Origin of the sequence: Arthrobacter bambusae (genome assembly GCF_030812595.1) — a bacterium.
Lineage (GTDB): Bacteria > Actinomycetota > Actinomycetes > Actinomycetales > Micrococcaceae > Arthrobacter > Arthrobacter bambusae_B.
Genome location: NZ_JAUSSZ010000006.1, coordinates 1 through 24294 on the forward strand (window position 1 = coordinate 1; position 24294 = coordinate 24294).

The 24294-nt window shown below is 63.9% G+C and carries 24 protein-coding genes; 9 read left to right on the forward strand and 15 right to left on the reverse strand.

Going from position 1 to position 24294, the window contains the following annotated elements; all coding sequences use genetic code 11:
• Positions 1 to 139: 139 nt before the first annotated feature.
• From J2S96_RS09590 to J2S96_RS09615, 6 genes are read right to left on the reverse strand one after another with little or no spacing between them, the layout of a single operon-like run.
• The gene (locus J2S96_RS09590; RefSeq protein ID WP_234749426.1) at positions 140 to 472 is read right to left on the reverse strand and encodes a metal-sulfur cluster assembly factor; all 333 of its coding nucleotides are present in this window, start codon (positions 470 to 472) and stop codon (positions 140 to 142) included.
• A 14-nt stretch (positions 473 to 486) separates the two neighbouring features.
• Positions 487 to 1281: a Fe-S cluster assembly ATPase SufC gene (gene sufC, locus J2S96_RS09595; protein ID WP_306862324.1), complete on the reverse strand. Its 795-nt coding sequence runs from the start codon at positions 1279 to 1281 to the stop codon at positions 487 to 489.
• Positions 1282 to 1319: 38 nt separating this feature from the next.
• Positions 1320 to 1676 (reverse strand): non-heme iron oxygenase ferredoxin subunit, encoded by a 357-nt coding sequence (locus tag J2S96_RS09600; RefSeq protein WP_306862327.1) that lies wholly within the window; start codon positions 1674 to 1676, stop codon positions 1320 to 1322.
• Between the two features lie 26 nt (positions 1677 to 1702).
• Complete coding sequence (gene sufD / locus J2S96_RS09605; RefSeq protein WP_306862330.1) at positions 1703 to 3019, reverse strand: Fe-S cluster assembly protein SufD; 1317 nt, start codon at positions 3017 to 3019, stop codon at positions 1703 to 1705.
• A 2-nt stretch (positions 3020 to 3021) separates the two neighbouring features.
• Complete coding sequence (gene sufB, locus J2S96_RS09610; protein WP_306862332.1) at positions 3022 to 4497, reverse strand: Fe-S cluster assembly protein SufB; 1476 nt, start codon at positions 4495 to 4497, stop codon at positions 3022 to 3024.
• Positions 4498 to 4508: 11 nt separating this feature from the next.
• Positions 4509 to 5300 (reverse strand): helix-turn-helix transcriptional regulator, encoded by a 792-nt coding sequence (locus J2S96_RS09615; RefSeq protein WP_306862334.1) that lies wholly within the window; start codon positions 5298 to 5300, stop codon positions 4509 to 4511.
• A gap of 129 nt (positions 5301 to 5429) precedes the next feature.
• Here J2S96_RS09615 and J2S96_RS09620 point away from each other — a divergent pair, with 129 nt between their 5' ends.
• From J2S96_RS09620 to J2S96_RS09630, 3 genes are all read left to right on the forward strand, one after another.
• Positions 5430 to 6395 carry an ABC transporter ATP-binding protein gene (locus J2S96_RS09620; protein WP_306862337.1) on the forward strand — a complete coding sequence of 322 codons (966 nt, stop codon included), beginning with the start codon at positions 5430 to 5432 and terminating at the stop codon, positions 6393 to 6395.
• Positions 6392 to 7168: an ABC transporter permease gene (locus tag J2S96_RS09625; RefSeq protein ID WP_306862340.1), complete on the forward strand. Its 777-nt coding sequence runs from the start codon at positions 6392 to 6394 to the stop codon at positions 7166 to 7168. The genes J2S96_RS09620 and J2S96_RS09625 overlap by 4 nt, the downstream gene beginning before the upstream one ends.
• Before the next feature lie 61 nt (positions 7169 to 7229).
• A complete protein-coding gene (locus J2S96_RS09630; protein WP_306862343.1) occupies positions 7230 to 8174 on the forward strand; it encodes a COX15/CtaA family protein in 945 nt (314 codons plus the stop codon).
• A gap of 83 nt (positions 8175 to 8257) precedes the next feature.
• On the opposite strand, the gene J2S96_RS09635 is transcribed toward J2S96_RS09630, so the two are convergent.
• Positions 8258 to 8395 (reverse strand): hypothetical protein, encoded by a 138-nt coding sequence (locus tag J2S96_RS09635; RefSeq protein WP_306862346.1) that lies wholly within the window; start codon positions 8393 to 8395, stop codon positions 8258 to 8260.
• A gap of 228 nt (positions 8396 to 8623) precedes the next feature.
• On the reverse strand, positions 8624 to 9586 hold the full coding sequence (locus J2S96_RS09640) for a heme o synthase (RefSeq protein WP_306862349.1): 963 nt from the start codon (positions 9584 to 9586) through the stop codon (positions 8624 to 8626).
• A 448-nt stretch (positions 9587 to 10034) separates the two neighbouring features.
• Here J2S96_RS09640 and tkt point away from each other — a divergent pair, with 448 nt between their 5' ends.
• The 6 genes from tkt to pgl are packed head-to-tail and all read left to right on the forward strand — an operon-like array spanning position 10035 to position 18347.
• Complete coding sequence (tkt, locus tag J2S96_RS09645) at positions 10035 to 12206, forward strand: transketolase (RefSeq protein WP_306862351.1); 2172 nt, start codon at positions 10035 to 10037, stop codon at positions 12204 to 12206.
• Positions 12207 to 12263: 57 nt separating this feature from the next.
• Complete coding sequence (gene tal / locus J2S96_RS09650; RefSeq protein ID WP_306862354.1) at positions 12264 to 13382, forward strand: transaldolase; 1119 nt, start codon at positions 12264 to 12266, stop codon at positions 13380 to 13382.
• A 5-nt stretch (positions 13383 to 13387) separates the two neighbouring features.
• Positions 13388 to 15019: a glucose-6-phosphate isomerase gene (locus J2S96_RS09655; protein ID WP_306862356.1), complete on the forward strand. Its 1632-nt coding sequence runs from the start codon at positions 13388 to 13390 to the stop codon at positions 15017 to 15019.
• A 15-nt stretch (positions 15020 to 15034) separates the two neighbouring features.
• On the forward strand, positions 15035 to 16600 hold the full coding sequence (gene zwf / locus J2S96_RS09660) for a glucose-6-phosphate dehydrogenase (RefSeq protein WP_306862360.1): 1566 nt from the start codon (positions 15035 to 15037) through the stop codon (positions 16598 to 16600).
• Complete coding sequence (locus tag J2S96_RS09665) at positions 16597 to 17520, forward strand: glucose-6-phosphate dehydrogenase assembly protein OpcA (protein WP_306862363.1); 924 nt, start codon at positions 16597 to 16599, stop codon at positions 17518 to 17520. The genes zwf and J2S96_RS09665 overlap by 4 nt, the downstream gene beginning before the upstream one ends.
• 8 nt (positions 17521 to 17528) lie before the next feature.
• A complete protein-coding gene (gene pgl, locus J2S96_RS09670) occupies positions 17529 to 18347 on the forward strand; it encodes a 6-phosphogluconolactonase (RefSeq protein ID WP_306862366.1) in 819 nt (272 codons plus the stop codon).
• On the opposite strand, the gene J2S96_RS09675 is transcribed toward pgl, so the two are convergent.
• The 7 genes from J2S96_RS09675 to whiA form a co-directional block, all read right to left on the reverse strand.
• A complete protein-coding gene (locus J2S96_RS09675) occupies positions 18300 to 18653 on the reverse strand; it encodes an RNA polymerase-binding protein RbpA (protein ID WP_370873064.1) in 354 nt (117 codons plus the stop codon). The genes pgl and J2S96_RS09675 overlap by 48 nt on opposite strands.
• Before the next feature lie 187 nt (positions 18654 to 18840).
• A complete protein-coding gene (secG, locus tag J2S96_RS09680; RefSeq protein ID WP_306862370.1) occupies positions 18841 to 19098 on the reverse strand; it encodes a preprotein translocase subunit SecG in 258 nt (85 codons plus the stop codon).
• A 47-nt stretch (positions 19099 to 19145) separates the two neighbouring features.
• A complete protein-coding gene (tpiA, locus tag J2S96_RS09685) occupies positions 19146 to 19961 on the reverse strand; it encodes a triose-phosphate isomerase (protein ID WP_306862374.1) in 816 nt (271 codons plus the stop codon).
• An 82-nt stretch (positions 19962 to 20043) separates the two neighbouring features.
• Positions 20044 to 21270 (reverse strand): phosphoglycerate kinase, encoded by a 1227-nt coding sequence (locus J2S96_RS09690; RefSeq protein WP_306862378.1) that lies wholly within the window; start codon positions 21268 to 21270, stop codon positions 20044 to 20046.
• 9 nt (positions 21271 to 21279) lie between these two features.
• The gene (gene gap / locus J2S96_RS09695) at positions 21280 to 22290 is read right to left on the reverse strand and encodes a type I glyceraldehyde-3-phosphate dehydrogenase (RefSeq protein WP_306862381.1); all 1011 of its coding nucleotides are present in this window, start codon (positions 22288 to 22290) and stop codon (positions 21280 to 21282) included.
• A 285-nt stretch (positions 22291 to 22575) separates the two neighbouring features.
• Positions 22576 to 23199 carry a superoxide dismutase gene (locus J2S96_RS09700; RefSeq protein WP_059389282.1) on the reverse strand — a complete coding sequence of 208 codons (624 nt, stop codon included), beginning with the start codon at positions 23197 to 23199 and terminating at the stop codon, positions 22576 to 22578.
• A gap of 109 nt (positions 23200 to 23308) precedes the next feature.
• Positions 23309 to 24289: a DNA-binding protein WhiA gene (whiA, locus tag J2S96_RS09705; RefSeq protein ID WP_306862386.1), complete on the reverse strand. Its 981-nt coding sequence runs from the start codon at positions 24287 to 24289 to the stop codon at positions 23309 to 23311.
• Positions 24290 to 24294: the final 5 nt, after the last annotated feature.

Consider the following 24294-nt stretch of genomic DNA (forward strand, 5'->3'; position numbering starts at 1 on the left):
CCGTTGGTTTACCGGCTCCTTCTTTAAAGACGACACGGTCGTTGCAACTCCCAAAAAATTCTGGGTGTTGCAACGACCGCTAGAACCAGCCGTGGAAGGTGACCGGCCGTCGTCGTACTTAAGGCCGTGCGGTTTTGACTTAGATGTTGAAGCCGAGAGCCCGCATCTGGTCTTTGCCGTCGTCCGTGATCCGCTCGGGACCCCATGGCGGCATCCATACCCAGTTGAGGCGCCAGTCGTCCACAATGCCGTCGAGGGACTGGCCGACCTGCTCCTCAAGGACGTCGGTCAGCGGACAGGCCGCCGTCGTCAACGTCATGTCGATGAGCAGAGCGCCGTCATCCTCGGAGTACTTCAGGCCGTAGAGCAGGCCAAGGTCCACCACGTTGACTCCGAGTTCGGGGTCGATGACATCCTTGAGCGCCTCCTCGACGTCCTCGAGGCTGGTGCGAGCCGCGTTGATTTCGGTCATGGCGGGAGTCCTAACTAGGCCTGTGCTGCTGCGGCAGCAGCGATGGTGGCTGCCCCGGCGCCCTTGGCGTAACGGTCGTAGCCTTCTTCTTCGAGGCGGTCGGCCAATTCAGGGCCGCCCTCTTCGACAACCTGGCCATCAACAAACACGTGGACGAAGTCCGGCTTGATGTAGCGCAGGATGCGGGTGTAGTGGGTGATGAGCAAGGTACCCATGTTTCCCGTGGCGTGGGCGCGGTTGACGCCTTCGGAGACGACCTTGAGCGCGTCGACGTCCAGGCCGGAGTCGGTCTCGTCAAGCACGGCGAACTTCGGCTTGAAGAGTTCGAGCTGGAGGATCTCCACGCGCTTCTTCTCGCCACCCGAGAAGCCCTCGTTGACGTTGCGCTGTGCGAAGTCGGCATCGATGCGCAACTGCTGCATGGCAGCCTTGACGTCCTTGGTCCAGGTACGCAGGGCAGGTGCTTCGCCGTCGATTGCCGTTTTGGCCGTGCGCAAGAAGTTGGTCATGGTGACGCCCGGAACCTCTACGGGGTACTGCATGGCCAGGAAGACGCCTGCACGGGCGCGCTGGTCAACGCTCATGGCCAGCACGTCTTCGCCGTCGAGGGTGATGGTGCCCCTCGTGACGTTGTAGCGCGGGTGGCCGGCAATGGTGGACGCCAAGGTGGACTTTCCCGAACCGTTGGGGCCCATGATTGCGTGGGTCTCGCCGGTCTTGATGGTCAGGCTGACGCCCTTCAGGATCTCCTTGGTGCCCTGCTCCGTCTCGATGCTGACGTGCAGGTCCTTGATCTCAAGAGTAGACATGCTCTTCTTTCTTTCGTAAGTCTTTAGGCACTTGGCGCTCAGTAGTTCTGTACTGAGGCACCGTTCACAACGTTGGTCACGTCCACGTAGACGTCGTCGCCGTCGATGGTGACGGCGAAGACGGGGACGGGGTCATAGGCAGGGAGCTGCAAAGGCTGTCCGGTGCGCAGATCGAACTGGGAACCGTGGCCCCAGCATTCGATCGCGCAGCCTTCAACTTCGCCCTCGGCGAGCGAGATGTCCGCATGCGAGCAGGTGTCGCCGATGGCATGAATCTGTCCCATCGAGTCCTTGACGATGGCTACCGGGTAGTCATCGATCAGGATGCGCAGCGCCTGCTTGACCTGGATCTCGTTGGCGTTGCATACCAGTTCGCCTTGTGGCTGATCGCTCATAGTCTGCTTTCCCTGCTTGGCTTGTATTAGTTGTCGCTCGCGGCGAGCTCACGCTCAACAGCTTCGGTGAGGCGCTCTTCGAGCGCCGGTACCTTGATCTGCTGGATGATCTCGTTGAGGAAGCCGCGGACCACCAAACGGCGGGCTACGTCTTCCGGGATGCCACGTGCCATGAGGTAGAACAGGTGCTCATCGTCGAAGCGGCCGGTGGCGCTGGCGTGGCCGGCACCCTCGATCAGGCCGGTCTCGATTTCCAGGTTCGGAACCGAGTCGGCGCGTGCACCGTCCGTGAGGACCAGGTTGCGGTTGGCCTCGTAGGTATCGGTGCCTTCGGCTTCCTTGCGGATCAGGACGTCGCCAACCCACACGGTGTGCGCGTTGCGGCCTTGCAGGGCACCCTTGTACAAGACGTTGGACTTGCAGTTGGCCACGGCGTGGTCAACGAACAAGCGCTGCTCAAGGTGCTGGCCGGCGTCGGCGAAGTACAAGCCGAACATCTCGGCTTCCGCGCCCGGCGCAGTGAAGCGCGTGGACGGAGTCATGCGCACGACGTCGCCGCCGAGGCTGACCACGATGTGCTTGAACTTGGCGTCACGGCCCAGCTTGGCCTGCTGCGACGACGCGTGGACGGCGTCGTCGTTCCATTCCTGGAGCGAGATGACCGTCAGCTCGGCACCGTCCTCGACGAGGATTTCGACATTCTCCGAAACAATCGCGCTGCCCTGGTGGTCAAGGACGATCCGCGACTTGGAGAAGCGCTCTGCCACGATCACGATGTGCTGGGCGGAGGCTTCCGTGGAGGTGCCTGTCAGCAGGACGGACACTTCCCCGTCGAGCTGAAGTTCGGCGGCCACCGTGATGACGGTGGCCTCGGTGAAGTTCTCCCAGGCATTGGCGGACACCCGGTCCTCCGGAATGGCCGCCGAGCCGATGCGGCGGTCATCCCGTCCAACGGTTTCGACGACGACGCCGGCGGGAGCGGTGACGTCCACGGACGGCGCCGTACCGGAGAGGACCTCGGTGTGCAGGCCGCGAAGCCGCTTGAGCGGGGTGAAGCGCCAGTCTTCCTCGAGTCCCGTCAAGGGCTTGAAGTCAGCGAGCTTGTACGAGGTCAGGCGACCTGCGCGCGAGCTGTCGGGGATGCCGACACCGCCGCCGTGCGAGTGGCTCTTGGCTGAGGCCCCGGCAAGGGGGCCGGCCGACGGCGCCTTTTCCGGGGCCGTCGACGTTGCGGTTCCGGAATTAAGCGGCGAGAGGTTCTCGCCCTCCTCAGTGAAGCCGTCGATAAATGGCTGTGCCGAGGGCGCGCCGATGCGCGCCTTTTCAGTAGTGATTTCAGTCATTGCTAACCGACGGATCCTTCCATCTGCAGTTCAATCAGGCGGTTCAGTTCAAGGGCGTATTCCATGGGCAGTTCACGCGCGATCGGCTCAATGAAGCCGCGCACGATCATGGCCATGGCCTCGTCCTCGGGCATACCGCGGGACATCAGATAGAAGAGCTGCTCTTCGCTGACCCGGGATACGGTGGCCTCGTGACCCATCACGACGTCGTCCTCGCGGATGTCGATGTACGGATAGGTGTCGGAACGGGAAATCGTGTCCACGAGCAACGCATCGCAGCGCACGGTGTTGGCCGAGTGCTTGGCGCCCTCGCGGACCTGGACCAAGCCACGATAGGCCGCACGTCCGCCGCCGCGCGCCACGGACTTCGAGATGATCGAGCTCTTCGTGTTCGGAGCGATGTGCACCATCTTGGAACCGGTGTCCTGGTGCTGGCCTTCGCCGGCAAAAGCGATGGACAGGGTCTCACCCTTGGCGTGCTCGCCAACGAGGTAGACAGCCGGGTACTTCATGGTCACCTTGGAGCCGATATTGCCATCGATCCACTCCATGGTGCCGCCCTCTTCGCAGACGGCGCGCTTCGTGACCAGGTTGTACACGTTGGTGGACCAGTTCTGGATGGTCGTGTAGCGGACGCGGGCGCCCTTCTTCACGACGATTTCCACTACGGCCGAGTGCAGCGAGTCCGAAGTGTAGATCGGAGCGGTGCAGCCCTCGATGTAGTGGACGTAGGAGTCCTCGTCCGCGATGATCAGGGTGCGCTCGAACTGGCCCATGTTTTCCGTGTTGATACGGAAGTATGCCTGCAGCGGAATGTCCACGTGGACGCCCTTCGGGACGTACACGAACGAACCGCCGGACCATACAGCAGTGTTCAGCGAGGCGAACTTGTTGTCGCCCACCGGAATGATGGTGCCGAAGTACTCCTGGAAGATCTCCGGGTGTTCGCGGAGCGCGGTGTCGGTGTCGAGGAAGATAACGCCCTGCTTCTCCAGGTCCTCGCGGATCTGGTGGTACACGACCTCGGACTCGTATTGCGCTGCGACGCCTGAAACAAGGCGGCTGCGCTCGGCTTCCGGGATGCCCAGTTTCTCGTAGGTGTTGCGGATGTCCTCGGGCAGGTCTTCCCACGTGGCAGCCTGCTTCTCGGTGGAGCGCACGAAGTACTTGATGTTGTCGAAGTCGATGCCGGAGAGGTCTGCACCCCAGGTGGGCATGGGCTTGCGATCGAAGTACTTCAGGCCCTTCAGGCGCAGGTCGAGCATCCATTCCGGCTCATTTTTCTTGGCCGAAATGTCGCGGACTACCTCTTCGTTGAGACCACGGCGTGCGTTGGCGCCGACGTCGTTCTTGTCAGCCCATCCGTACTCGTAGTTGCCGATACCGTGCAGCTCGGGATTCTTCTCCAGAATCTCCGAGATCACAGCACCGTCAGCTAGCGCTTTCTCTGCTGTTCCTTCAGCTAATTGACCCGTCATCACGGCCTTTCTTACTGATTGTTGGATTCGACATGGGGCGCGACCGGCACCTTCGGAAGCCCAAGGGCCTCCTTGGTGGATGGCCTGCCGGTAGGAATGTGGGTGGTGCAGACATGTCCGCCCTGCGCGAGGGTGGAGAGCCTGCGGACGTCGACGCCGACCAAACGGGAAAACAGTTCGGTCTCAGTGTCGCAAAAAACGGGAAATTCCGCGGCGAGCTGCTGGATGGGGCAATGCCCTTGGCACAGCTGGACGCTCGAGAGGGAAGCGGGCAAGGGCGCCTTGGTCTCTATCGACGCAGCCGAGGCGACGTATCCATCCCTGCTCAGGGCCCTGGAAAGTGCCACAGCGCGAGCCGCGATGTCGGATCCCGCTTGGTCGATTTCGGGCGCGTAGCGCTGTTCCATCTCAGCGAAGCGCTCCGCCGCGTAGTCCCTGACAGCTTCTTCGCCTGCGACGTCCCTCAGCCGCCGCAACGCGGAACTGGCGATGTTCAGGTAGTCATCCCCGAGCTTCGACTGCCCTTGGGAGCTCAGGACGTAGCGACGGGCCGGCCGGCCTGCGCCGGCACCCGCTTTCGCGACGCGCTTTACCTCTATGACTCCGGCGCGCTGAAGGTGATCAAGATGCCGTCGGACAGCTGCGGGGGTGAAACCCAGCATGTCGCCAAGCTCAGCCGCACTGACGGGTCCGTGCTCCAATACCGCGTTGAGAACACGGTTCCGAGTGCGGTCTTCCGCATCAGCCACGCCGACGGCTGTGCCACCGGGCACAGGCAAGACCGCGCTGGACCTTGCAGGCATGGAAACAGAACTCCTCATGGAATACACAACACAATCATGTCGTAATTTAGTCCGGGCATCCAGTAAGGCAAGGCTGGCCTGCCAGCACCCTGCCCGCCGCACCCCTACTACTTCACGTAGAATACTTTGGTGCGATCCCCCGAATCCCCTGTCCTCACCATCGATGGACTCATCAAGGACGTTGGCCCGCTGGCCTCCCTTGACGGCAAGATGCTCCGGGTAGTCAGCGGCCTGTCCATGTTCGCAGAACGCGGCCAGATCACCGCCTTGCTCGGCGCCAACGGCGCTGGCAAGACAACGACGCTCGAATGCGCGCAAGGCCTCCAAAAGCGTACCGGCGGCCGTATCGGCCTCCTCGGCGAGGACCCGGACACGGCCGGCGCGAGCCTTCGTTCACGGGTCGGCGTGATGCTCCAGGACGGCGGCCTCCCGCCGTCGGCCCGTCCCATCCCGTTGTTGCGGCACATTGCGGGCATGTACCGGAACCCGCTTCCCTTGGACGGGCTGGTAGAGCGTTTAGGCATCGACACCTTCAGCCGCACCGGCGTCCGGCGCTTGTCCGGTGGCCAGAAGCAACGGCTCTCTCTTGCCGCAGCCCTGATCGGCAACCCCGAAGTCCTGTTCCTGGACGAGCCCAGCGCAGGGCTAGATCCACAGTCCCGCCAAATCGTCTTTGAACTCATCGCCGAGCTGCGGGATGCCGGCATGGGCATCATCCTCACCACGCACCTCATGGATGATGCCCAAAGGCTTGCGGACTATGTCTACATCATCGACGCTGGTCACAATGTCGCAGAAGGCACCGTCGCCGAACTGTTGAGCCACGGTCACGATGCAGTGGACGGGGTGGCTGAACGCACCCTGTTCTTTGATGCCCCGGCAGGCCTGGACATTGCCGCGGCCATCGGCGACGGACTGACCATCACCGAGAGCCGGGCGGGGAGCTACTCCATCGCGGGCACCCTGACACCGCAGCATCTGGCCAAGCTGACGGCCTGGTGGGCAGAGAAGGGCATCATGCCGGCCTCCCTCCGCTTGGAGGCGCGCAGCTTGGAAGATGTTTTCCTGGACATTTCCGGAAGGGATATCCGATGACCAGTACAACCCCCGCGCTCACCGCACCCCATGCCGGACCGGCACCCTTGGTGCGAAGGATCCTGCTGCAGGGCCGCTATGAAACTTTGACCATGGTCCGGAACGGCGAACAGCTGATCCTCGCGGTGATCATGCCTTTGCTGGCCTTGGTGGGGCTCACCGTCACACCTTTGCTCGATGGCTTGGGCGCCAGTCGGGTGGACATCGCGACCCCGGGCGTCCTCGCGCTGTGTGCCATGTCCACGGCGTTCACCGGCCAAGGCATCGCCACCGGCTTCGACCGCCGCTACGGGGTGCTCCGCTTCCTCTCGACCACTCCCCTGGGCCGGACTGGCCTCATTGCAGGCAAGATCATTGCCGTCCTGGCCGTCTTGGTCCTTCAGGTCCTGGTCATCGGCGCCGTCGCCGCGTTGCTCGGCTGGCATCCGCGTCCCGAAGGGTGGCTTCCCGGCCTGGGACTTCTGGTTCTCGGTGCTGCAGCCTTCACTGCGCTCGGGCTGCTGGTCGCCGGCACCGTGCGGCCGGAGGCAACCCTCGCCATTACGAACCTCCTCTGGATCCTGCTGGGCGCCCTCGGCGGAATCGTGGTCCCTGCCGAGCGCTTGCCGGAATTGGCGCAAAGCATCGTGCACTTCCTGCCCTCGGGCGCCCTGGGACAGTCACTCAGGGACGCTTTCCTCCACGGCAGCGTCTCTCCGCAATACGTGCTTGTGCTGTTGCTGTGGACCATCGTCCCTGGCGCGGCCGCCGTCCGATGGTTCAAATGGAACTGAGCGTCCCCGCCGTGGAACCGAACCGTCAGCGTGAAATTGAGTACCGAGAATTGAGAAAACTGTGAGCACGGCTTCCCGCCTCCCGAAGTCCATCCAGCAGTTGACCGCCAAGCTCCCTACGGAAGTCAACAGCACCATCCGCAGGCTGGCGATGTTGTCACTGATCGGCCAGGTGGTCCTCGTTGTCACCGGCGGCGCGGTCCGGCTGACATCCTCGGGGCTGGGCTGCCCGACATGGCCGCGCTGTACCAGCGGTTCCCTGGTGAATACGCCGGAGATGGGTATCCACGGCTTCATCGAATTCGGCAACCGCACACTGACGTTCGCCTTGGCCGCCGTCGCCGTCCTGATGCTGGTGTACTTGTGGAACCTCCGCAACGATCGTCGCGACCTCTTCCTCCTGGCTGTGGGCCTGCTGGCCAGCATTCCCGCACAGGCCATCATTGGCGGAATCACTGTGCTGTCCAATCTGAACCCCTGGGTTGTCGGACTGCATTTCCTGGTTTCCATGGCCCTGGTTGTCTTCTCCACGCTGCTGGTAAACCGCGCATACGGCCGGACCGGCCGCTTCATGAAGCGGCCGTTGGCAGCGATTCCTGGCGCAATGAGTCCCGTCATGACCGCCGTGGCGTTCTTTTCGGCAATCGCCGTTTGCCTCGGCGTCGTCGTCACCGGCGCCGGACCGCATGCCGGGGACGCTAACGCTCCGCGGAATGATCTCGACTGGGACCTCTTTTCGCACATCCACGCAGTTCCGGCGTACCTCATCACCGCGGGGGCCGTCTTCGCCGTCTACTTCGTCCTCCGCAAGGGAATCACCGGACTGTTCCGCTCAGCGACCCTCCTGCTGCTTGCCGTAACGGTCCTGCAGGCGGTCATCGGCTTTACCCAGTACTACAACGGCATCCCTGCCCTCCTGGTGGGCGCGCACATGTTGGGTGCCGCCCTGCTCATGAGTGCCGCCACGAACGCGGCGGATGTGGCCCGGTTCAGCCCGAAGCTCTAGGCGTTCCTCCTTCGACGACTGCCGCCGTCGTACCTCAGCAGGTGTGGGAATAACCGCACATCAGGCTTCGGCGGGGTGGAGGACTACCTTGGTCCACGGTTCACGGTCAGGTTGGGATGTTCGGTTCCGCCAGGGTCGTGGGCCCGGTAGCCGACGCATTCGCAGCCCCGGTCTGCCCCGAACCCCATGGTCTTGTCCTTGACGAATTCAACAGGGCCCACCTCGGCATCGTTAACAGGGATGGCACCGATCTGTTCCGCCCGTAAGGCGGTACCGGATCACCGGAGCCTGAAGCGTAAGGTCTGGTTTGATCGTGCAGCACCACGAAAAAGACCCTCCTCCACATCATGGGACGTGAAGGAGGGTCTTTCGTTTTCCCGCTAAAGCTGCGCGGGCGTTTGCGGATGAGCCCCTATAAGTGACCGGGCGTTTGCCGATGAGCCCGTACGTCAGCCGCCGACGATCGGGGAACCGATGAACGGGTCCACCGCGAGGGCAATGAAGAGAAGCGTCAGGTAGCTGATGGAGCCGTGGAAGACCTTCATGGCTCCCTTGTTCGAGACGTCGCCGCCCTGCGCCCGGTTGTAGAGGGCGTGGGACTCGTACAGGAACCAGCCGCCCGCAAGGACGGCGGCAATGGTGTACACCCAGCCCGCGCGGCCCACCGGCACCAAAAGCAGCGAACACGCAACCATGGCCCAGGCGTACAGGACCACCTGGACGGAAACCACCTTGGCGCCGGCGATGGCGCCCAGCATGGGGACGTTGGCGTTGCGGTAGTCCTCGCCGTACCGCATGGACAGCGGCCAGTAATGCGGAGGAGTCCACAGGAAGATGACCATGAAGAGTACGACGGCGGGCCACTCGACAGTGTTTGTCACCGCCGCCCAGGCGATCAGCACCGGGAAGCAGCCGGCCGCGCCGCCCCAGACGATGTTCTGTGCCGTGCGGCGCTTGAGGATCATCGTGTAGATGACAACGTAGAAAACAATCGCACCGAGCCCGAGCCACGCCGAAAGCGGGTTGGCCCCGAACCACAGGATGGCGATGGAGGCAGCACCAAGGATCCACGCAAAGACGAGGGCTTCGCGTGGGGTGACTTCGCCCGTCACGAGGGGCCGCTTTTCGGTGCGGTGCATCAACTTGTCGATGTCGCGGTCGATGTAACAGTTGAAGACCCCCGCGCTGCCGGCGGCGAAGGCGCCGCCAACCAGCGTGGCCAGGATCAGCCCGATCGAGGGAAAGCCCCGCTGAGCGAAGATCATGGTGGGCAAGGTGCTGACGAGGAGCAGCTCGATCACGCGGGGTTTGGTCAGAGCCAGGTACGCCTTGAACTTACGGGACATTCCATGCTTCCCCACAGCCGGGGAAGCATTGATGGGCGTATCTGTTGTGCTCACGTTGGCAGTCACTCTGTTCTTTGCTCTGGTGTTCTCGCAGCGGCGGCGCCTGTCGAACCTGGCACCCCTGCATCCGGGCACGGGTGAACGTGCATTCGATCGGCGCATCCGATCCGCTTTGGCTCAATGCATTCAATCGATGGCGCACTCGCCGCTGGTGGCCTCCAGATATCATACCGTGGCCTGTCCGACGCCACGGCACCCGGAACTTTCCCCTGTTTCCGAAAGTTCACCGGCACTTTGGCGTCGCGGTGATTCATAAAACGGAATTTGCGTCCATTTTTTGAGATTCCCACCGTTTCGCCCCGGGAACCGGGCTAAGCTGTCTGGAGATCAGTTCACGCAGGTTTTCGAGAAAGCGTATTCTCAGACGTGCATGTCTGGATGATAGATCAACGTTTCAATGGTGAACGGCTGGTAAAACTTCGCAGCGGGCGCCATCCTGTGCCCAGCGCTTGCCATGTCCGCATCACCAGCCGTCAGCACAGAGAGGGGCTCGGTTTACGTGCCACATTTGGAAGAGCAAGAACTGACTTGGACAAGCCTGGACCAGCGCGCCGTGGACACCGTCCGCGTTTTGGCCGCTGACGCCGTCGAGAAGGTCGGCAATGGTCACCCCGGCACGGCCATGAGCCTTGCACCGGCCGCATACCTTCTCTTCCAGAAGCTGATGCGCCACGACCCGAAGCACCCGGACTGGATCGGCCGCGACCGGTTCATCCTTTCCCCCGGGCACACCTCGCTGACCCTGTACATCCAGTTGTTCCTCTCCGGCTACGGCCTGGAACTGAAGGACCTTGAGGCCCTGCGCACCTGGGGATCGCTGACCCCCGGCCACCCGGAGTACAAGCACACTGCCGGCGTCGAAATCACCACCGGTCCGCTGGGCCAGGGCCTGGCCTCCTCGGTAGGCTTCGCCTACTCCCAGCGCCGCCAGCGCGGCCTGTTCGACGCCGATGCCCCCGCCGGCGAGAGCCCGTTCGACCACACCATTTGGGTCATTGCCTCCGACGGCGACCTCCAGGAAGGCGTCACCTCCGAGGCATCTTCGCTGGCCGGGCACCAGGAACTGGGCAACCTCGTGGTGATCTACGACGAGAACCACATCTCCATCGAAGACGACACCGATGTGGCATTCACCGAAGACGTGCTGAAGCGCTACGAGGCCTACGGCTGGCACACCCAGCGGGTCGACTGGACCAAGACCGGCGAATATGTCGAAGACGTCCAGGAACTGTACGCCGCACTGCTCGCCGCCAAGGCCGAGACCTCCAAGCCGTCGATCATCTCGCTGCGCACTATCATCGGCTACCCGGCCCCCAAGAAGCAGAACACCGGCAAGATCCACGGTTCCGCCCTCGGCACCGAGGAAGTCGCGGCCCTCAAGGAAGTCCTGGGCTTTGACCCCGAGCGTTCCTTCCAGGTTGACGAGGACGTCCTTGCACATGCCCGTGCAGTCGTCGAACGCGGCGCAGCCGAGCGCAGCGAATGGCAGGCCTCCTTCGAAGCGTGGCAGACCGCCAACCCTGAGGGCGCGGCACTGCTTGAGCGCATCGAGGCCAAGAAGCTTCCTGTTGAGCTCGACGCCGCGCTGCCGGTGTTCGAAGCAGGCAAGGAAGTCTCCACGCGTGCAGCGTCGGGCAAGGTCCTGAACGCGATCGGGCCGGTCCTTCCGGAACTGTGGGGCGGCTCCGCCGACCTCGCCGAGTCCAACAACACCACCATCGAAGGCTCGCCGTCGTTCATTCCGGCCTCGCGCTCCACAGGCGCCTGGAAGGGAAACCCGTACGGCAGGGTCCTGCACTTCGGTATCCGCGAGCACGCCGCCGCGTCGATCGTGAACGGCATCTCGCTGCACGGCCGGACCCGGGCGTTTTCCGGCACCTTCCTGATCTTCAGCGACTACCAGCGTCCTGCGATCCGGCTCGGCGCCCTCATGGGTGTGCCGTCGCTGTACGTCTGGACCCACGACTCCATCGGCCTGGGCGAAGACGGCCCCACCCACCAGCCGGTAGAACAGCTGTCCACCCTGCGCGCCATCCCGGGCCTGGACGTTGTCCGCCCCGGCGACGCCAACGAGGTCTCCGCAGCATGGAAGACCATGCTCGAAAACCACGAGAACCCGGCCGGCATCGTACTGACCCGCCAGAACATCCCGACCTATGCACGCGGCGAGGGCGTCGCCGAGGGCGATACCTTCGGCTCCACCGCAGGCGTCGCAAAGGGCGGCTACGTCCTGGCAGAGGCTTCGAAGGACGGCGCCACGGTTCCGGCCGACGTGATCCTGATCGGCACCGGTTCCGAGGTGCAGCTCGCTGTGAACGCCCGCGAAGCGCTCCAGGCCGAAGGAATCGCCACCCGCGTTGTCTCCATGCCGTGCGTCGAGTGGTTCAACAAGCAGGACTCCGCGTACCGCGAGTCCGTACTCCCGGCCGCCGTCAAGGCCCGCGTCTCGGTGGAAGCCGGCCTGGCGCTGGGTTGGAAGGACTTCGTCGGCGACGCAGGACGTTCCATCAGCCTCGAGCACTTCGGCGCCTCGGCAGACTACAAGCGCCTCTTCAAGGAGTTCGGCATCACGGCAGAAGCAGTCGCCGCCGCCGCAAAGGACTCCCTCGCGGGTCTCAGTAGCTGACAACGCGCCTGAGACGAATCCGACTGCAAGCAATAGATTTCCAAGGAGATTAAAGAAATGACTACGACTCCCACTCAGCAGCTTTCCGACGCCGGCGTATCCATCTGGCTTGACGACCTTTCCCGCCAACGCCTTTCCAGCGGGGGCCTGCGCAAGCTCATCGAAGAGAAGAACGTCGTTGGTGTCACCACCAACCCGTCCATCTTCCACGCCGCCATCACCGCCGGCAGCGACTACGACGCCGTCATCGCCGAAAAGGCCGCCCAGGGCGCATCCGTCGAAGAGACGGTCTTCGAGATCACCACCACCGACGTCGCGGATGCCTGCGACCTCTTCGCCCCGGTCGCAGCAGCGACCAAGGGTGTGGACGGCCGCGTCTCCATCGAGGTTGACCCCCGCCTGGCGTGGGACACCGAAGGAACCATCGCCGAGGCCAAGCACCTGTACAAGAAGGTCAACAAGGACAACGTCCACATCAAGATCCCGGCAACCCTTGAGGGCCTCGCCGCCATCACGGCAACCCTGGCCGAAGGCATCAGCGTCAACGTGACCCTGATCTTCTCCCTTGAGCGCTACCGGGCCGTCATCAACGCCTTCCAGTCCGGCCTTGAGCTGGCCAAGGAAAACGGCCACGACCTCTCCAAGATCCACTCGGTCGCCTCGTTCTTCGTCTCCCGCGTGGACACCGAGATCGACAAGCGCCTGGACGCGATCGGCACCGACGAAGCCAAGGCCCTCAAGGGCAAGGCCGGCGTGGCCAACGCCCGCTTGGCCTACCAGGTCTACGAAGAGCTCTTCTCCACCGAGCGTTGGGCAGTCCTGGCCGAGGCCGGCGCGCTCCCGCAGCGCCCGCTGTGGGCTTCCACGGGCGTCAAGGACCCGTCCTACCCTGACACGCTTTACGTGACCGAACTGGTCGCCGCCGGCGTCGTCAACACCATGCCGGAAAAGACCCTCGACGCCACCTTCGACCACGCCGTGGTCACGGGCGACACCATCTCCGGCACCTACGAGGAAGCAAACGGCGTCCTCAACGCTCTTGAGGGCCTCGGTATCTCCTACAACGACGTCGTCGCAATCCTCGAATCCGAAGGCTTGGACAAGTTCGTCGCCAGCTGGAAGGAACTTCTGGCCGACGTCGAAGGTGCCCTCGCCTCTGCACGGAAGGCTTCCTAACCCACATGAGCACTCTCAGCTACGACGCCAGCGGTGCTGCGCAGCAGGCCATTGAGCAGCACATCCCGGCACTTGTCGAGGACCGTATTGCCACCAGGATTTTCGCGAAGGACCACACCTTGTGGGGTCCGGATGCCGAATCCGAGGCCGCGATCCGTCTCGGATGGGTGGAAGCGGCAACGGTTTCCCAGCCTTTGGTCGGGGAGATCCTGGAACTCCGGGACGCTCTCCGCGCCGAAGGTGTCTCCCGCATTGTGCTGTGTGGCATGGGCGGCTCTTCGCTCGCTCCCGAGGTCATTGCCGGTACCGCTGGCGTCGAGCTGACCGTGCTGGACAGCACCGACCCCGAACAGGTCGGTGCTGCCCTCGCGGACCGCCTGGCCGAGACCGCGATCGTGGTCTCGTCCAAGTCGGGGTCCACCGTGGAGACCGACTCGCAGCGACGGGTATTCGAGCAGGCCTTCACTGAGGCCGGCATCGATGCCAAGAGCCGCATTGTCATCGTGACCGATCCCGGTTCCCCGTTGGACAAGGCGTCCCGTGAAGCCGGCTACCGTGCCGTCTTCAACGCCGACCCGAACGTCGGCGGCCGTTTTTCGGCGCTGACGGCTTTCGGGTTGGTCCCCAGCGGCCTCGCCGGAGTCGACATCCAGGCATTCCTGGATGAGGCCGAGGAAGCTGCGGAGATCCTCAACGAAGACTCACCCGAAAACATCGCGCTCCGGCTCGGCGCCGCACTTGGCGGCACGAGCCCGCTGCGCAACAAGATCGTCATCGTCGAGGACGGTTCCGGCATCGTCGGCTTCGCCGATTGGGCCGAACAGCTCATTGCCGAGTCCACCGGCAAGCTCGGCACGGGCCTCCTGCCGGTAGTTGCAGGTCCTTCCGCACCCGAAGTCAGCAGCGGTGCGCAAGACGTCCTGGTGATCCGCCTCGTCGGGGCCGAGGCCGACGTCGAGCTCGGCGAAAACGAAGCGGCCATCGCCGGTGGCCTCCCCACCCAGATGTTTGTCTGGGAGTTCGCCACCGCCGTCGCAGGGCGCCTCCTGGGCATCAACCCCTTCGACCAGCCCGACGTCGAAGCGGCCAAGGTTGCCGCGCGCGGCCTCCTTGACGCTCGTCCCGAGCCGACCCCGGCGAACTTCGTCGACGGCGCGATCGAGGTCCGCGGGGGCGCGTGGCTGGGAGACGCGGCAACGGCCGCCGACGCCGTTCAGGCGCTCCTCGGTGAACTCGGCACGGATGGCTACCTGAGCGTCCAAGCCTATTTCGACCGGATCGCCTTCGCGCAGCTGGAAGGCATCCGCGACGAACTTGCCGCTATCAGTGGCCGTCCGGTCACTTTCGGCTGGGGTCCGCGCTTCCTGCACTCCACGGGACAATTCCACAAGGGCGGACCGGCCATCGGTTCGTTCCTGCAGGTTACGGCTGCCGCGACCGGCGACATCGCAATCCCGGAACGGCCGTTCACTTTTGGTCAGCTGATTGCCGCCCAGGCGGCCGGAGATGCCCAGGTTCTGGAGGACCACGGCCGTCCGGTCCTGCGGCTGCACCTCACGGATCGAGGAGCCGGCGTTGCCCAGCTCCAGGAAATCGTCGCCGCATTGGCCGACCAGGCCAGCGCGCTCGAAAGCTAAGGCACAAACGCAAACATGCCAGAAACTGAAATCGCATACAGGTCAACGGCAAAGGCAGGCCACCGCAATCCCCTCCGGGATCCTCGGGACCGTCGCCTGAACCGCATCGCAGGGCCTTCGTCATTGGTGTTCTTCGGAGTCACCGGTGACCTTGCCCGCAAGAAGCTCATGCCGGCGGTCTACGACCTCGCCAACCGCGGACTGTTGCCGCCGAGCTTCGCGCTCGTCGGCTTCGGCCGGCGGGACTGGAGCAACGAGGACTTCGCGGACGAGGTCAAGGAGAGCGTCAAGGCACACTCCCGCACCCCGTTCGACGACACGGTCTGGAAGCAGTTGTCCGAAGGCATCCGCTTCGTCCAGGGCGAGTTCGATGACGACCAGGCATTCAAGCGCCTCGGCGCCACGCTTGACGAACTCGACGAGAACCGCGGCACCCGCGGAAACCATGGTTTCTACCTGTCCATTCCGCCCAAGGCCTTTGAGCAGGTCTGCCGCCAGCTGTCCAAGCACGGACTGGCTCAGGCCGGCGAGGGCCAGTGGCGCCGGGTGGTCATCGAGAAGCCGTTCGGCCACGACCTGGAGTCCGCGCGCAAGCTCAACGACATCGTGGAGTCCGTATTCCCGCAGGACGCGGTTTTCCGAATCGATCATTACCTGGGCAAGGAGACGGTGCAGAACATCCTGGCGCTGCGCTTCGCCAACCAGCTGTTCGAGCCTTTGTGGAACGCCAACTACGTTGACCACGTCCAGATCACCATGGCAGAGGATATCGGCACCGGTGGCCGCGCCGGGTATTACGACGGCGTCGGCGCGGCACGCGATGTCATTCAGAACCACCTGCTGCAGTTGCTGGCACTGACCGCCATGGAGGAGCCCATCTCCTTCAACGCCGACGACCTGCGTGCCGAGAAGGAAAAGGTCCTCGCGGCGGTCAGGCTCCCCGAGGACTTGTCCACCCACTCGGCCCGCGGCCAGTTCACCGGCGGTTGGCAGGGAGGCGAGCTGGTGCAGGGATACCTTGAGGAAGACGGCATTCCGCCCAACTCCAAGACCGAAACATATGCGGCGATCCGTCTGGACATCAACACCCGGCGTTGGGCCGGGGCGCCGTTCTACCTCCGGGCCGGAAAGCGGCTGGGCCGCCGGGTCACGGAAATCGCCGTGGTGTTCAAAAGGGCGCCCAATCTGCTCTTCCGCGGCCACGGCGAGGACGACTTCGGCCAGAACGCCGTGGTCATCCGCGTCCAACCCGACGAGGGCGCAACCATCCGCTTCGGTTCCAAGGTTCCGGGCACCCAGATGGAAGTCCGCGACGTCACCATGGACTTCGGCTATGGACACTCCTTCACCGAGTCCAGCCCGGAGGCCTACGAACGGCTCATCCTGGACGTGCTGCTGGGCGAACCTCCGCTCTTCCCCCGGCACCAGGAAGTCGAAGAGTCCTGGAAGATATTGGACCCCTTCGAAGAATACTGGGCCGGACTCGACGAACAGCCCGAACCCTATGCTCCCGGCAGCTGGGGACCAGCCTCGGCCGACGAGCTGCTTGCCCGCGACGGACGAACCTGGAGAAGGCCATGATCGTAGATCTTCCCAACACCACCACCTCCAAAATCTCGAAGAAGCTCACGTCCCTGCGTGAGCAGGGAGGCGTGATCGCCCTCGGACGGGTTCTGACCCTTGTGGTCGTCACCAAGTCCGGCCTCGAGGAAGAAGCCATTGAGGCAGCCAATGAGGCCAGCCGGGAACACCCTTGCCGCATCATCGTCCTCGCGGACGCCGGCAGCGAGGCGCCGACCCACCTCGACGCCCAGATCCGGGTGGGCGGGGACGCCGGAGCATCTGAGGTCATCGTTCTGCGCGGCTACGGTGAACTCGCGACGGAGAGCGAATCCCTCGTTGCGGCACTGCTCCTGCCCGACGCGCCAATCGTGGCCTGGTGGCCGCACGGAGCCCCCGAGAACGCTTGCGAGACCTCGATCGGAAGCATCGCGCACCGCCGTATCACGGATTCCGCCAACGAGGCCGACCCTGCTGCGGCACTCGCCCGGATCCGGGAAACCTACCGGGCCGGCGACACCGACCTCGCCTGGACACGCCTGACCAAGTGGCGCCTGCAGCTCGCGGCAGCACTGGACCAGGTAGACGAATCACCCGTCACGGCCATCGTCGTCGAGGGTGCTTCGGACTCGCCCAGCACCCTGTTATTGGCCGCATGGCTCGCGCTGGACCTCGACGCTCCCGTGCAGATTGTCGCCGACCCGGCAGGGACAGGCATCCGCAGGGTACTGCTGAGCCGCGCCACCGGCGACGTCCAACTGTTCCGTCCTGGCCTCACCGTTGCGGAACTGACCCAGCCGGGCCAGCCTGCCCAGCGGATTTCACTGCCGCGCCGGAGCCTGCGGGATTGCCTTGCCGAAGAATTGCGTCGCCTGGATCCGGACGATGTCTTCGGAGAAGTGATTACTATGGGACTGCCCCGAACCAATAGCAAGGAGTGACCGTCCCAGTGAGCGCTGACCCCAGAGTAAGCATCCATCCCGACTCCGCCGTCCTTATGGCCGCGATCGCAGCAAGGCTCATCACGAAGCTGGTGGACGTCCAGGACAAGCACGGCGAAGCTACGGTGGTCCTCACTGGCGGAACCGTAGGCATCGGCACCCTGAAAGCGGTTGCCGACTCGCCCGCGGCCCCGGCCGTGGACTGGTCCCGGGTGAACTTCTGGTGGGGTGACGAGCGCTTCGTTAGCAAAGACAACCCCGACCGCAACACGGTGCAAGCGCGCGAGGCACTGCTTTCCAGCCTGCCGGTGGACCCGGCCCGCGTTCATGAACCGGGATCTTCGGACGAGTTCGCCACCGCGGAGGAGGCGGCCGCGGACTACGCGGCCCGGCTTAAGGCCGCAGCCGTTGCCGAGCACGCCGCCGACACTTCGGACAGGCGACCCGAGGAGGCCGCCGAGTTGCCTCGTTTCGACATCCTGCTGCTCGGTGTGGGTCCGGATGCGCACATTGCATCGCTCTTTCCCGAGCAGGCCGGTATCCGTGTGAAGGACCGTACGGTCGTGGGGGTCGAGAACTCCCCCAAGCCGCCGCCGTCGAGGATTTCGCTGACCTTGCCCGCCATCAACTCCGCTGAGGAAATCTGGATGGTTGTGGCAGGCGAGGACAAGGCCGGGGCAGTGGGACTCGCCCTTGCCGGGGCCAACCCGGTCCAGGTTCCCGCCGCCGGTCCCAGCGGCCGTTCGAGGACCCTGTGGCTCATCGACGAGAATGCAGCCTCACGTGTCCCCCAGCAGCTCGTCCGCAAGGACCCCGCGGGCGCGTAGCCGCTTGAGCGCTCCAGCCAGGACCACTTCCGCGTCCTGGCTGGAGCGTCTTTCTTTAACGTAGTCCAGGTGGCTCTTGAAGACTTCTTCGTCCGCACGTTCCATCGTGGCCTCGCCCTGTTCGCGGACGGCAACCAGGCCGCATTTCGGGCAGTCCCATCGGATCGGGATTTGATCTTCCGGGAGCTTAACGAAAACAAGCCGCGTTTCGTGTCCCTTGGCGCACCAATAGGGAACACAAATACGCGGCAAGCTTTCACCGGCTGCAGATTCGGTCTGGTTTCCCGGGGCCGATCCGACTGTCACGCCGGCCCGTGTGCCCCGGAATCCTGAAGTACCATGAACCATCGTCGATCCCCCTGAGAGTTCGGCTGCATGGCGCTGAAGGCCACGCACCCCATTCTAGTGAGCGGATCCGCCCAGCGCGAGGATCCGACAGCGGCGATGTGCACTCCGGGCGGGCAGGCTCCGCCCGAAACGCAAAGGCGGGACTTTAGTGGTCTCCGCCGGCTGTGAAGCGCATGATGAGGCCGAGTCCGATGATCACGACGCCCCAAGTGCAGCCCAAGACGATGGTGAAGCGGTTGAGGTTTCGCTCTGCGACACCTGAAGAACTCAATCCTGAGCTCATTCCGCCGCCGAACATATCGGACAATCCGCCACCACGCCCCTTGTGGAGGAGGATGAGCAGTGTCAGCAGAAGGCTGGTGATGCCCAGCAGGATCTGCAGAATGACTTGAAGAACGTCCACGACGGCCTTTCAGAAGAACGGATAACGGGAGCGGAACCTAAACCGGACTAAGCCGCGCTGAGGTGGCTCTCGAACCTGACAATGTTAGCAAACTCGGCGGGGTCCAGGCTCGCGCCACCCACCAGCAGTCCGTCGACGTCGTTTTCGGCCATGATCGCCGCCGCGTTGTTGGCCTTGACCGAGCCGCCGTAGAGGAGGCGGGTCTTGGCTGCCACAGCCTCGTCGAACAAGGATGCAAGCTCTGAACGGATCGCGGCGCACATCTCCTGTGCGTCTTCGGGACCTGCCACTTCGCCCGTCCCGATGGCCCAGACCGGCTCGTAGGCGACAACCAGTTCGCCTGCCTGGTCCGCAGAAAGGCCTTCGACGCCGGCGCGCAGCTGGGCCAGCGTGTGCTCCACGTGGTTGCCGGCCTGGCGGACCTCGAGGCCCTCTCCGACGCACAGCACCGGCGTGAGCTCGTGCCGGAAAGCCGCCTTGACCTTCGCGTTGAGGAGCTGGTCGTCCTCGTTGTGGATGGTGCGGCGTTCGCTGTGTCCCACCAGGACATAGGTGCAACCGAGCTTGTTGAGGAACTGGCCGGAGATATCCCCGGTGTACGCTCCGGAGTCGAACTGCGAAAGGTCTTGTCCGCCGTAGACGACCTCCAACTCGTCACCCTGAACGAGGGTCTGCACACCGCGCAGGTCGGTGAACGGCGGGAAGACCGAAACCTCGACCCGGCTGTAGTCGTGCTTGGCGTCAGACAGCGTCCAAGCCAGCTTCTGCAGCAGGGTGATGCCTTGGACGTGGTCCATGTTCATCTTCCAGTTGCCGGCAATGAAGGGCTTGCGGACGAAGTTTCCGTTGGCAGAAGTTGTCACGAGTGCTCCAAAGATGCGTTGAGAGAGGGAAGCCGGCGGGACGCATGCCTTCCAGGCAGGGCGTCCCGCCGGCCGTGTGGCCTTAGCGGTCCAGAACGCTCAGGCCAGGAAGGTCCTTGCCTTCAAGGTATTCCAGGCTGGCGCCGCCGCCGGTGGAAATGTGGCCGAACTGGGAGTCCTCAAAGCCGAGGGTCCGAACGGCTGCCGCGGAGTCGCCGCCGCCCACCACGGTGAACGCCGGCGTCTCGGTCAAAGCCTGGGCAATGGCACGGGTACCGCCGGAGAAGGCTTCGAATTCAAAGACGCCCATCGGGCCGTTCCAGAACACGGTCTTGGCTGCCTTGATCTGCTCCGCAAAAGCCGCTGCCGATACCGGTCCGATGTCCAGGCCAATGCCCGAGGCACCAAATGAGCTGTCTTCGATGGCGTCCGCGGCGACCACTTCGTGTTCGGCGTCGGCGGCGAAGCGGCTGGCCACCACCACGTCGGTGGGAATGACGAAGGCGGTACCGGCATCGGAGGCACGCTTGAGGTAGTCCTGGACGACGGAGATTTGATCAGCTTCGAGCAAGCTGCCCGCGACCTTGTGGCCAACCGCGGCAAGGAATGTAAAGAGCATTCCGCCACCGACGAGGATGGTGTCGGCCTTGCCCAGGAGGTTGTCGATCACAGCGAGCTTGTCAGAGACCTTGGAGCCGCCGAGAACGACGACGTACGGGCGCTGGGTATCCGTGGTGAGTTTGCGCAGGACCTCCACCTCGGTGCGCACGAGGTCCCCCTGGTAGGAAGGAAGTTTGGTGGCCACGTCGTAAACGCTGGCGTGCTTGCGGTGGACAGCGCCGAAGGCGTCATCCACGTATGCACCGTTGTCACCGGTCAGCGCTACGAGCTCATCCGCGAAGGCGCCCCGCTCGGCGTCGTCCTTGCTGGTCTCGCGGGCGTCGAAGCGGACGTTCTCCAGGACCAGGACGTCTCCTTCGCCCAAGGACCTGGCCAGCTCCTTGGCGGACTCCCCTACGGTGTCTTCCGCGAGCTGGACTTTGAATGGCGCGAGCTCCGCAAGCCGCGCTACTGCGGGCTTGAGCGAGTACTTTGCCTCGGGAGCGCCCTTGGGGCGTCCCAGGTGGGCCGTGACGAGCACGCGGGCACCGGCGTCCGAGAGCTTTTCGATGACCGGGAGGGAGGCCTTGATGCGGCCGTCATCGGTCACTGTAGAGCCGTCGAGCGGCACATTCAGGTCACTTCTGACAAGAATGTACCGCCCGCGGACACCTTCAGCGATCAGTTCGTTGAGGGTGTGAAATGTCATGTGTCTACCCTAGCCCAGCTTGGATGCGACGAGCTCCGTGAGGTCAACGAGGCGGTTGGAGTAGCCCCATTCGTTGTCATACCAGGAAACAACCTTGACTTGGTTGCCGATGACCTTGGTGAGGCCGGAGTCGAAGATCGAAGAAGAGGAATCACCGACGATGTCCGAAGAGACGATCGGGTCCGCCGTGTAGCTGAGGATGCCCTTGAACTGCTCGGTCTCGGAAGCTGCCTTGAGTGCGGCGTTGACTTCCTCAACGGTCACTTCGCGGGAAACCGTGACGGTCAGGTCGGTGGCGGAACCAGTGGGCACCGGGACGCGGATGGCGTAGCCGTCGAGCTTGCCCTTGAGTTCCGGAAGGACGAGGCCGATCGCCTTGGCAGCACCCGTGGAGGTGGGAACCATGTTGATCGCTGCGGCGCGGGCACGGCGAAGGTCGCTGTGGGGGCCGTCCTGCAGGTTCTGGTCTGCCGTGTAGGCGTGCACCGTGGTCATGAGGCCGCGCTCGATGCCGAAGGCGTCGTTGACGACCTTGGCCAGCGGGCCGAGGCAGTTGGTTGTGCATGAAGCGTTCGAAATGATGTGGTGGGCAGCGGGGTCGTAGAGCTCGTGGTTGACGCCCATGACGATGGTGATGTCTTCGTCCGAGGCGGGAGCGGAGATCAGGACCTTCTTGGCACCGGCGTCGATGTGCTTCTGTGCCGCGGCGGCCTTGGTGAAGAAGCCCGTGGACTCGATGACGATGTCAACGCCCAGTTCGCCCCAAGGGAGGTTCGCGGGATCGCGCTCTGCGAGGACCTTGATGATGCTGCCGTCGACAATGAGGTTGCCCTCCTTGACTTCAACCGACTGGGTCAGGCGACCGCCGACGGAGTCGTACTTCAAGAGGTGGGCAAGCGCCTCGGGACTCGTGAGGTCGTTGACCGCAACAATTTCGAGGTCCGCACCCTGGGCGAGTGCTGCGCGGAAGTAGTTGCGGCCGATGCGGCCAAAGCCGTTGATACCAATACGGGTGGTCACTATTCAGTCTCCTTGGTGCTCTTGCAAGCACACCTAGTGAGTCGGATCTTGATTCCAACTAACAATTCCCGCACATCATTGGGCAGAAGTGATTATCAGATCGGAGGGCGACCAGCCACGTTGCTGAAGGCTAACCGCCTTCCGTGACCCATCTTACGTTTAACTACGTCTGCCCCCGCAACTGCGGGGGCAGACAATCCGGTATTTGGGCGAAATTCACCTGAATGTGAAGTTTGTTACATCCTCATGTATTCCGCGTCACGCACCGAGGTGGCACGAGCCTTGCTAGAGAACGATCAGCCCTGTGGCGTTCGCGCGGGCCGCTTCGAAGCGCTTCGCGACGTCTGCCCAGTTGACGATGTTCCAGAATGCCTTGACGTAGTCAGCCTTGACGTTGACGTAATCGAGGTAGAAAGCGTGCTCCCACATGTCCAGCATGAGCAGGGGCGTGGTGCCGACTGCGACGTTGCCCTGCTGGTCGTAGAGCTGCTCGATGAGGAGGTTCCCACCGATGGGCTCGTAGGCGAGGAAGCCCCAACCGGATCCCTGCAGGCCGAGCGCGGCTGCCGAGAACTGGGCACGGAAGGCATCGAAGGAGCCGAAGGCGTCGTCGATGGCCGCGGCCAGCTCGCCCTCGGGCTTGTCGCCGCCGTCCGGGGAGATGTTGTTCCAGAACACGGAGTGGTTGATGTGGCCGCCGGTGTGGAACGCGAGGTCCTTGGAGAGGCGGTTGATGTTGGCGAAGTCGCCCTTGTCGCGAGCCTCGGCCAACTGGGCCAAAGCGTTGTTGGCGCCTGCTACATAGGCAGCGTGGTGCTTGCTGTGGTGCAGCTCCATGATCTTCGCCGAAATGTGCGGCTCAAGTGCTGCGTAGTCGTAGCCGAGCTCGGGCAGTACGTACTCTGTCACGAAATCCTCCAATGCAGTGGACCGGGGTCCGGTTGGTAACTCTCGTTTTGTTCATCCGACCGGCGAAGCGGCCGGAAATCTACACCCTCACGATTCTAGGACGGGAGCTTTATTCGTCCATCATTTCGGGGGTCACATTTGCCTCGGTGCCCGGGATCCCCAGGTCGCCGGCCTTTTTGTCCGCCATGGCAAGGAGCCGGCGGATCCGCCCCGCGATGGCGTCCTTGGTCATGGGCGGGTCGGCAAGCCGGCCCAATTCATCCAGGCTGGCCTGCTTGTGGGCCACCCTGAGTTCACCGGCGTACTTGAGGTGGTCCGGAACGTCGTCGCCCAGGATTTCCAGCGCCCTGTCCACGCGGGCGCCGGCGGCGACGGCGGCCTGGGCTGAACGGCGCAGGTTGGCGTCGTCGAAGTTCGCCAGGCGGTTGGCCGTCGCCCGGACTTCCTTCCGCATGCGGCGTTCCTCCCACACCATGAGGGCGTCATGGGCGCCCATCCGGGTGAGCAGCGCGGCAATCGTGTCACCGTCACGGATCACCACGCGGTCCACGCCGCGCACCTCCCGCGCCTTGGCCTGGATTCCGAGGCGCCGGGCGGCGCCTACCAGGGCAAGTGCCGATTCCGGCCCGGGACACGTGACCTCAAGCGAAGAGGACCGGCCAGGTTCGGTGAGGGATCCGTGAGCCAGGAACGCGCCGCGCCACACAGCTTCCGCATCCGACGCCGAACCGTTGACGACGGCGGAAGGCAAGCCACGTACAGGCCGTCCCCGGCCGTCCAGGAGCCCGGTCTGGCGGGCCAGGGCTTCGCCGTCGCGCACGACTCGGACGACATAGCGGCTACCCCGCCGGAGTCCCCCGCCGGAGACGACAATGATCTCGCTCTGGTGCCCGTAGACTTCGGCGATCGCGGCGCGCAGCCTCCGCGCCGTGGCGGCGAGGTCAACCTCCGCCTCGATCACGATTCGGCCCGAAATGATGTGCAGCCCGCCGGCGAAACGCAGCATGGCCGAGACTTCGGCCTTGCGGACGGACGACTTCTTGATGTCCAGCCGGGAAAGTTCTTCCTTGACCGATGCGGTCAGTGCCATCGTAT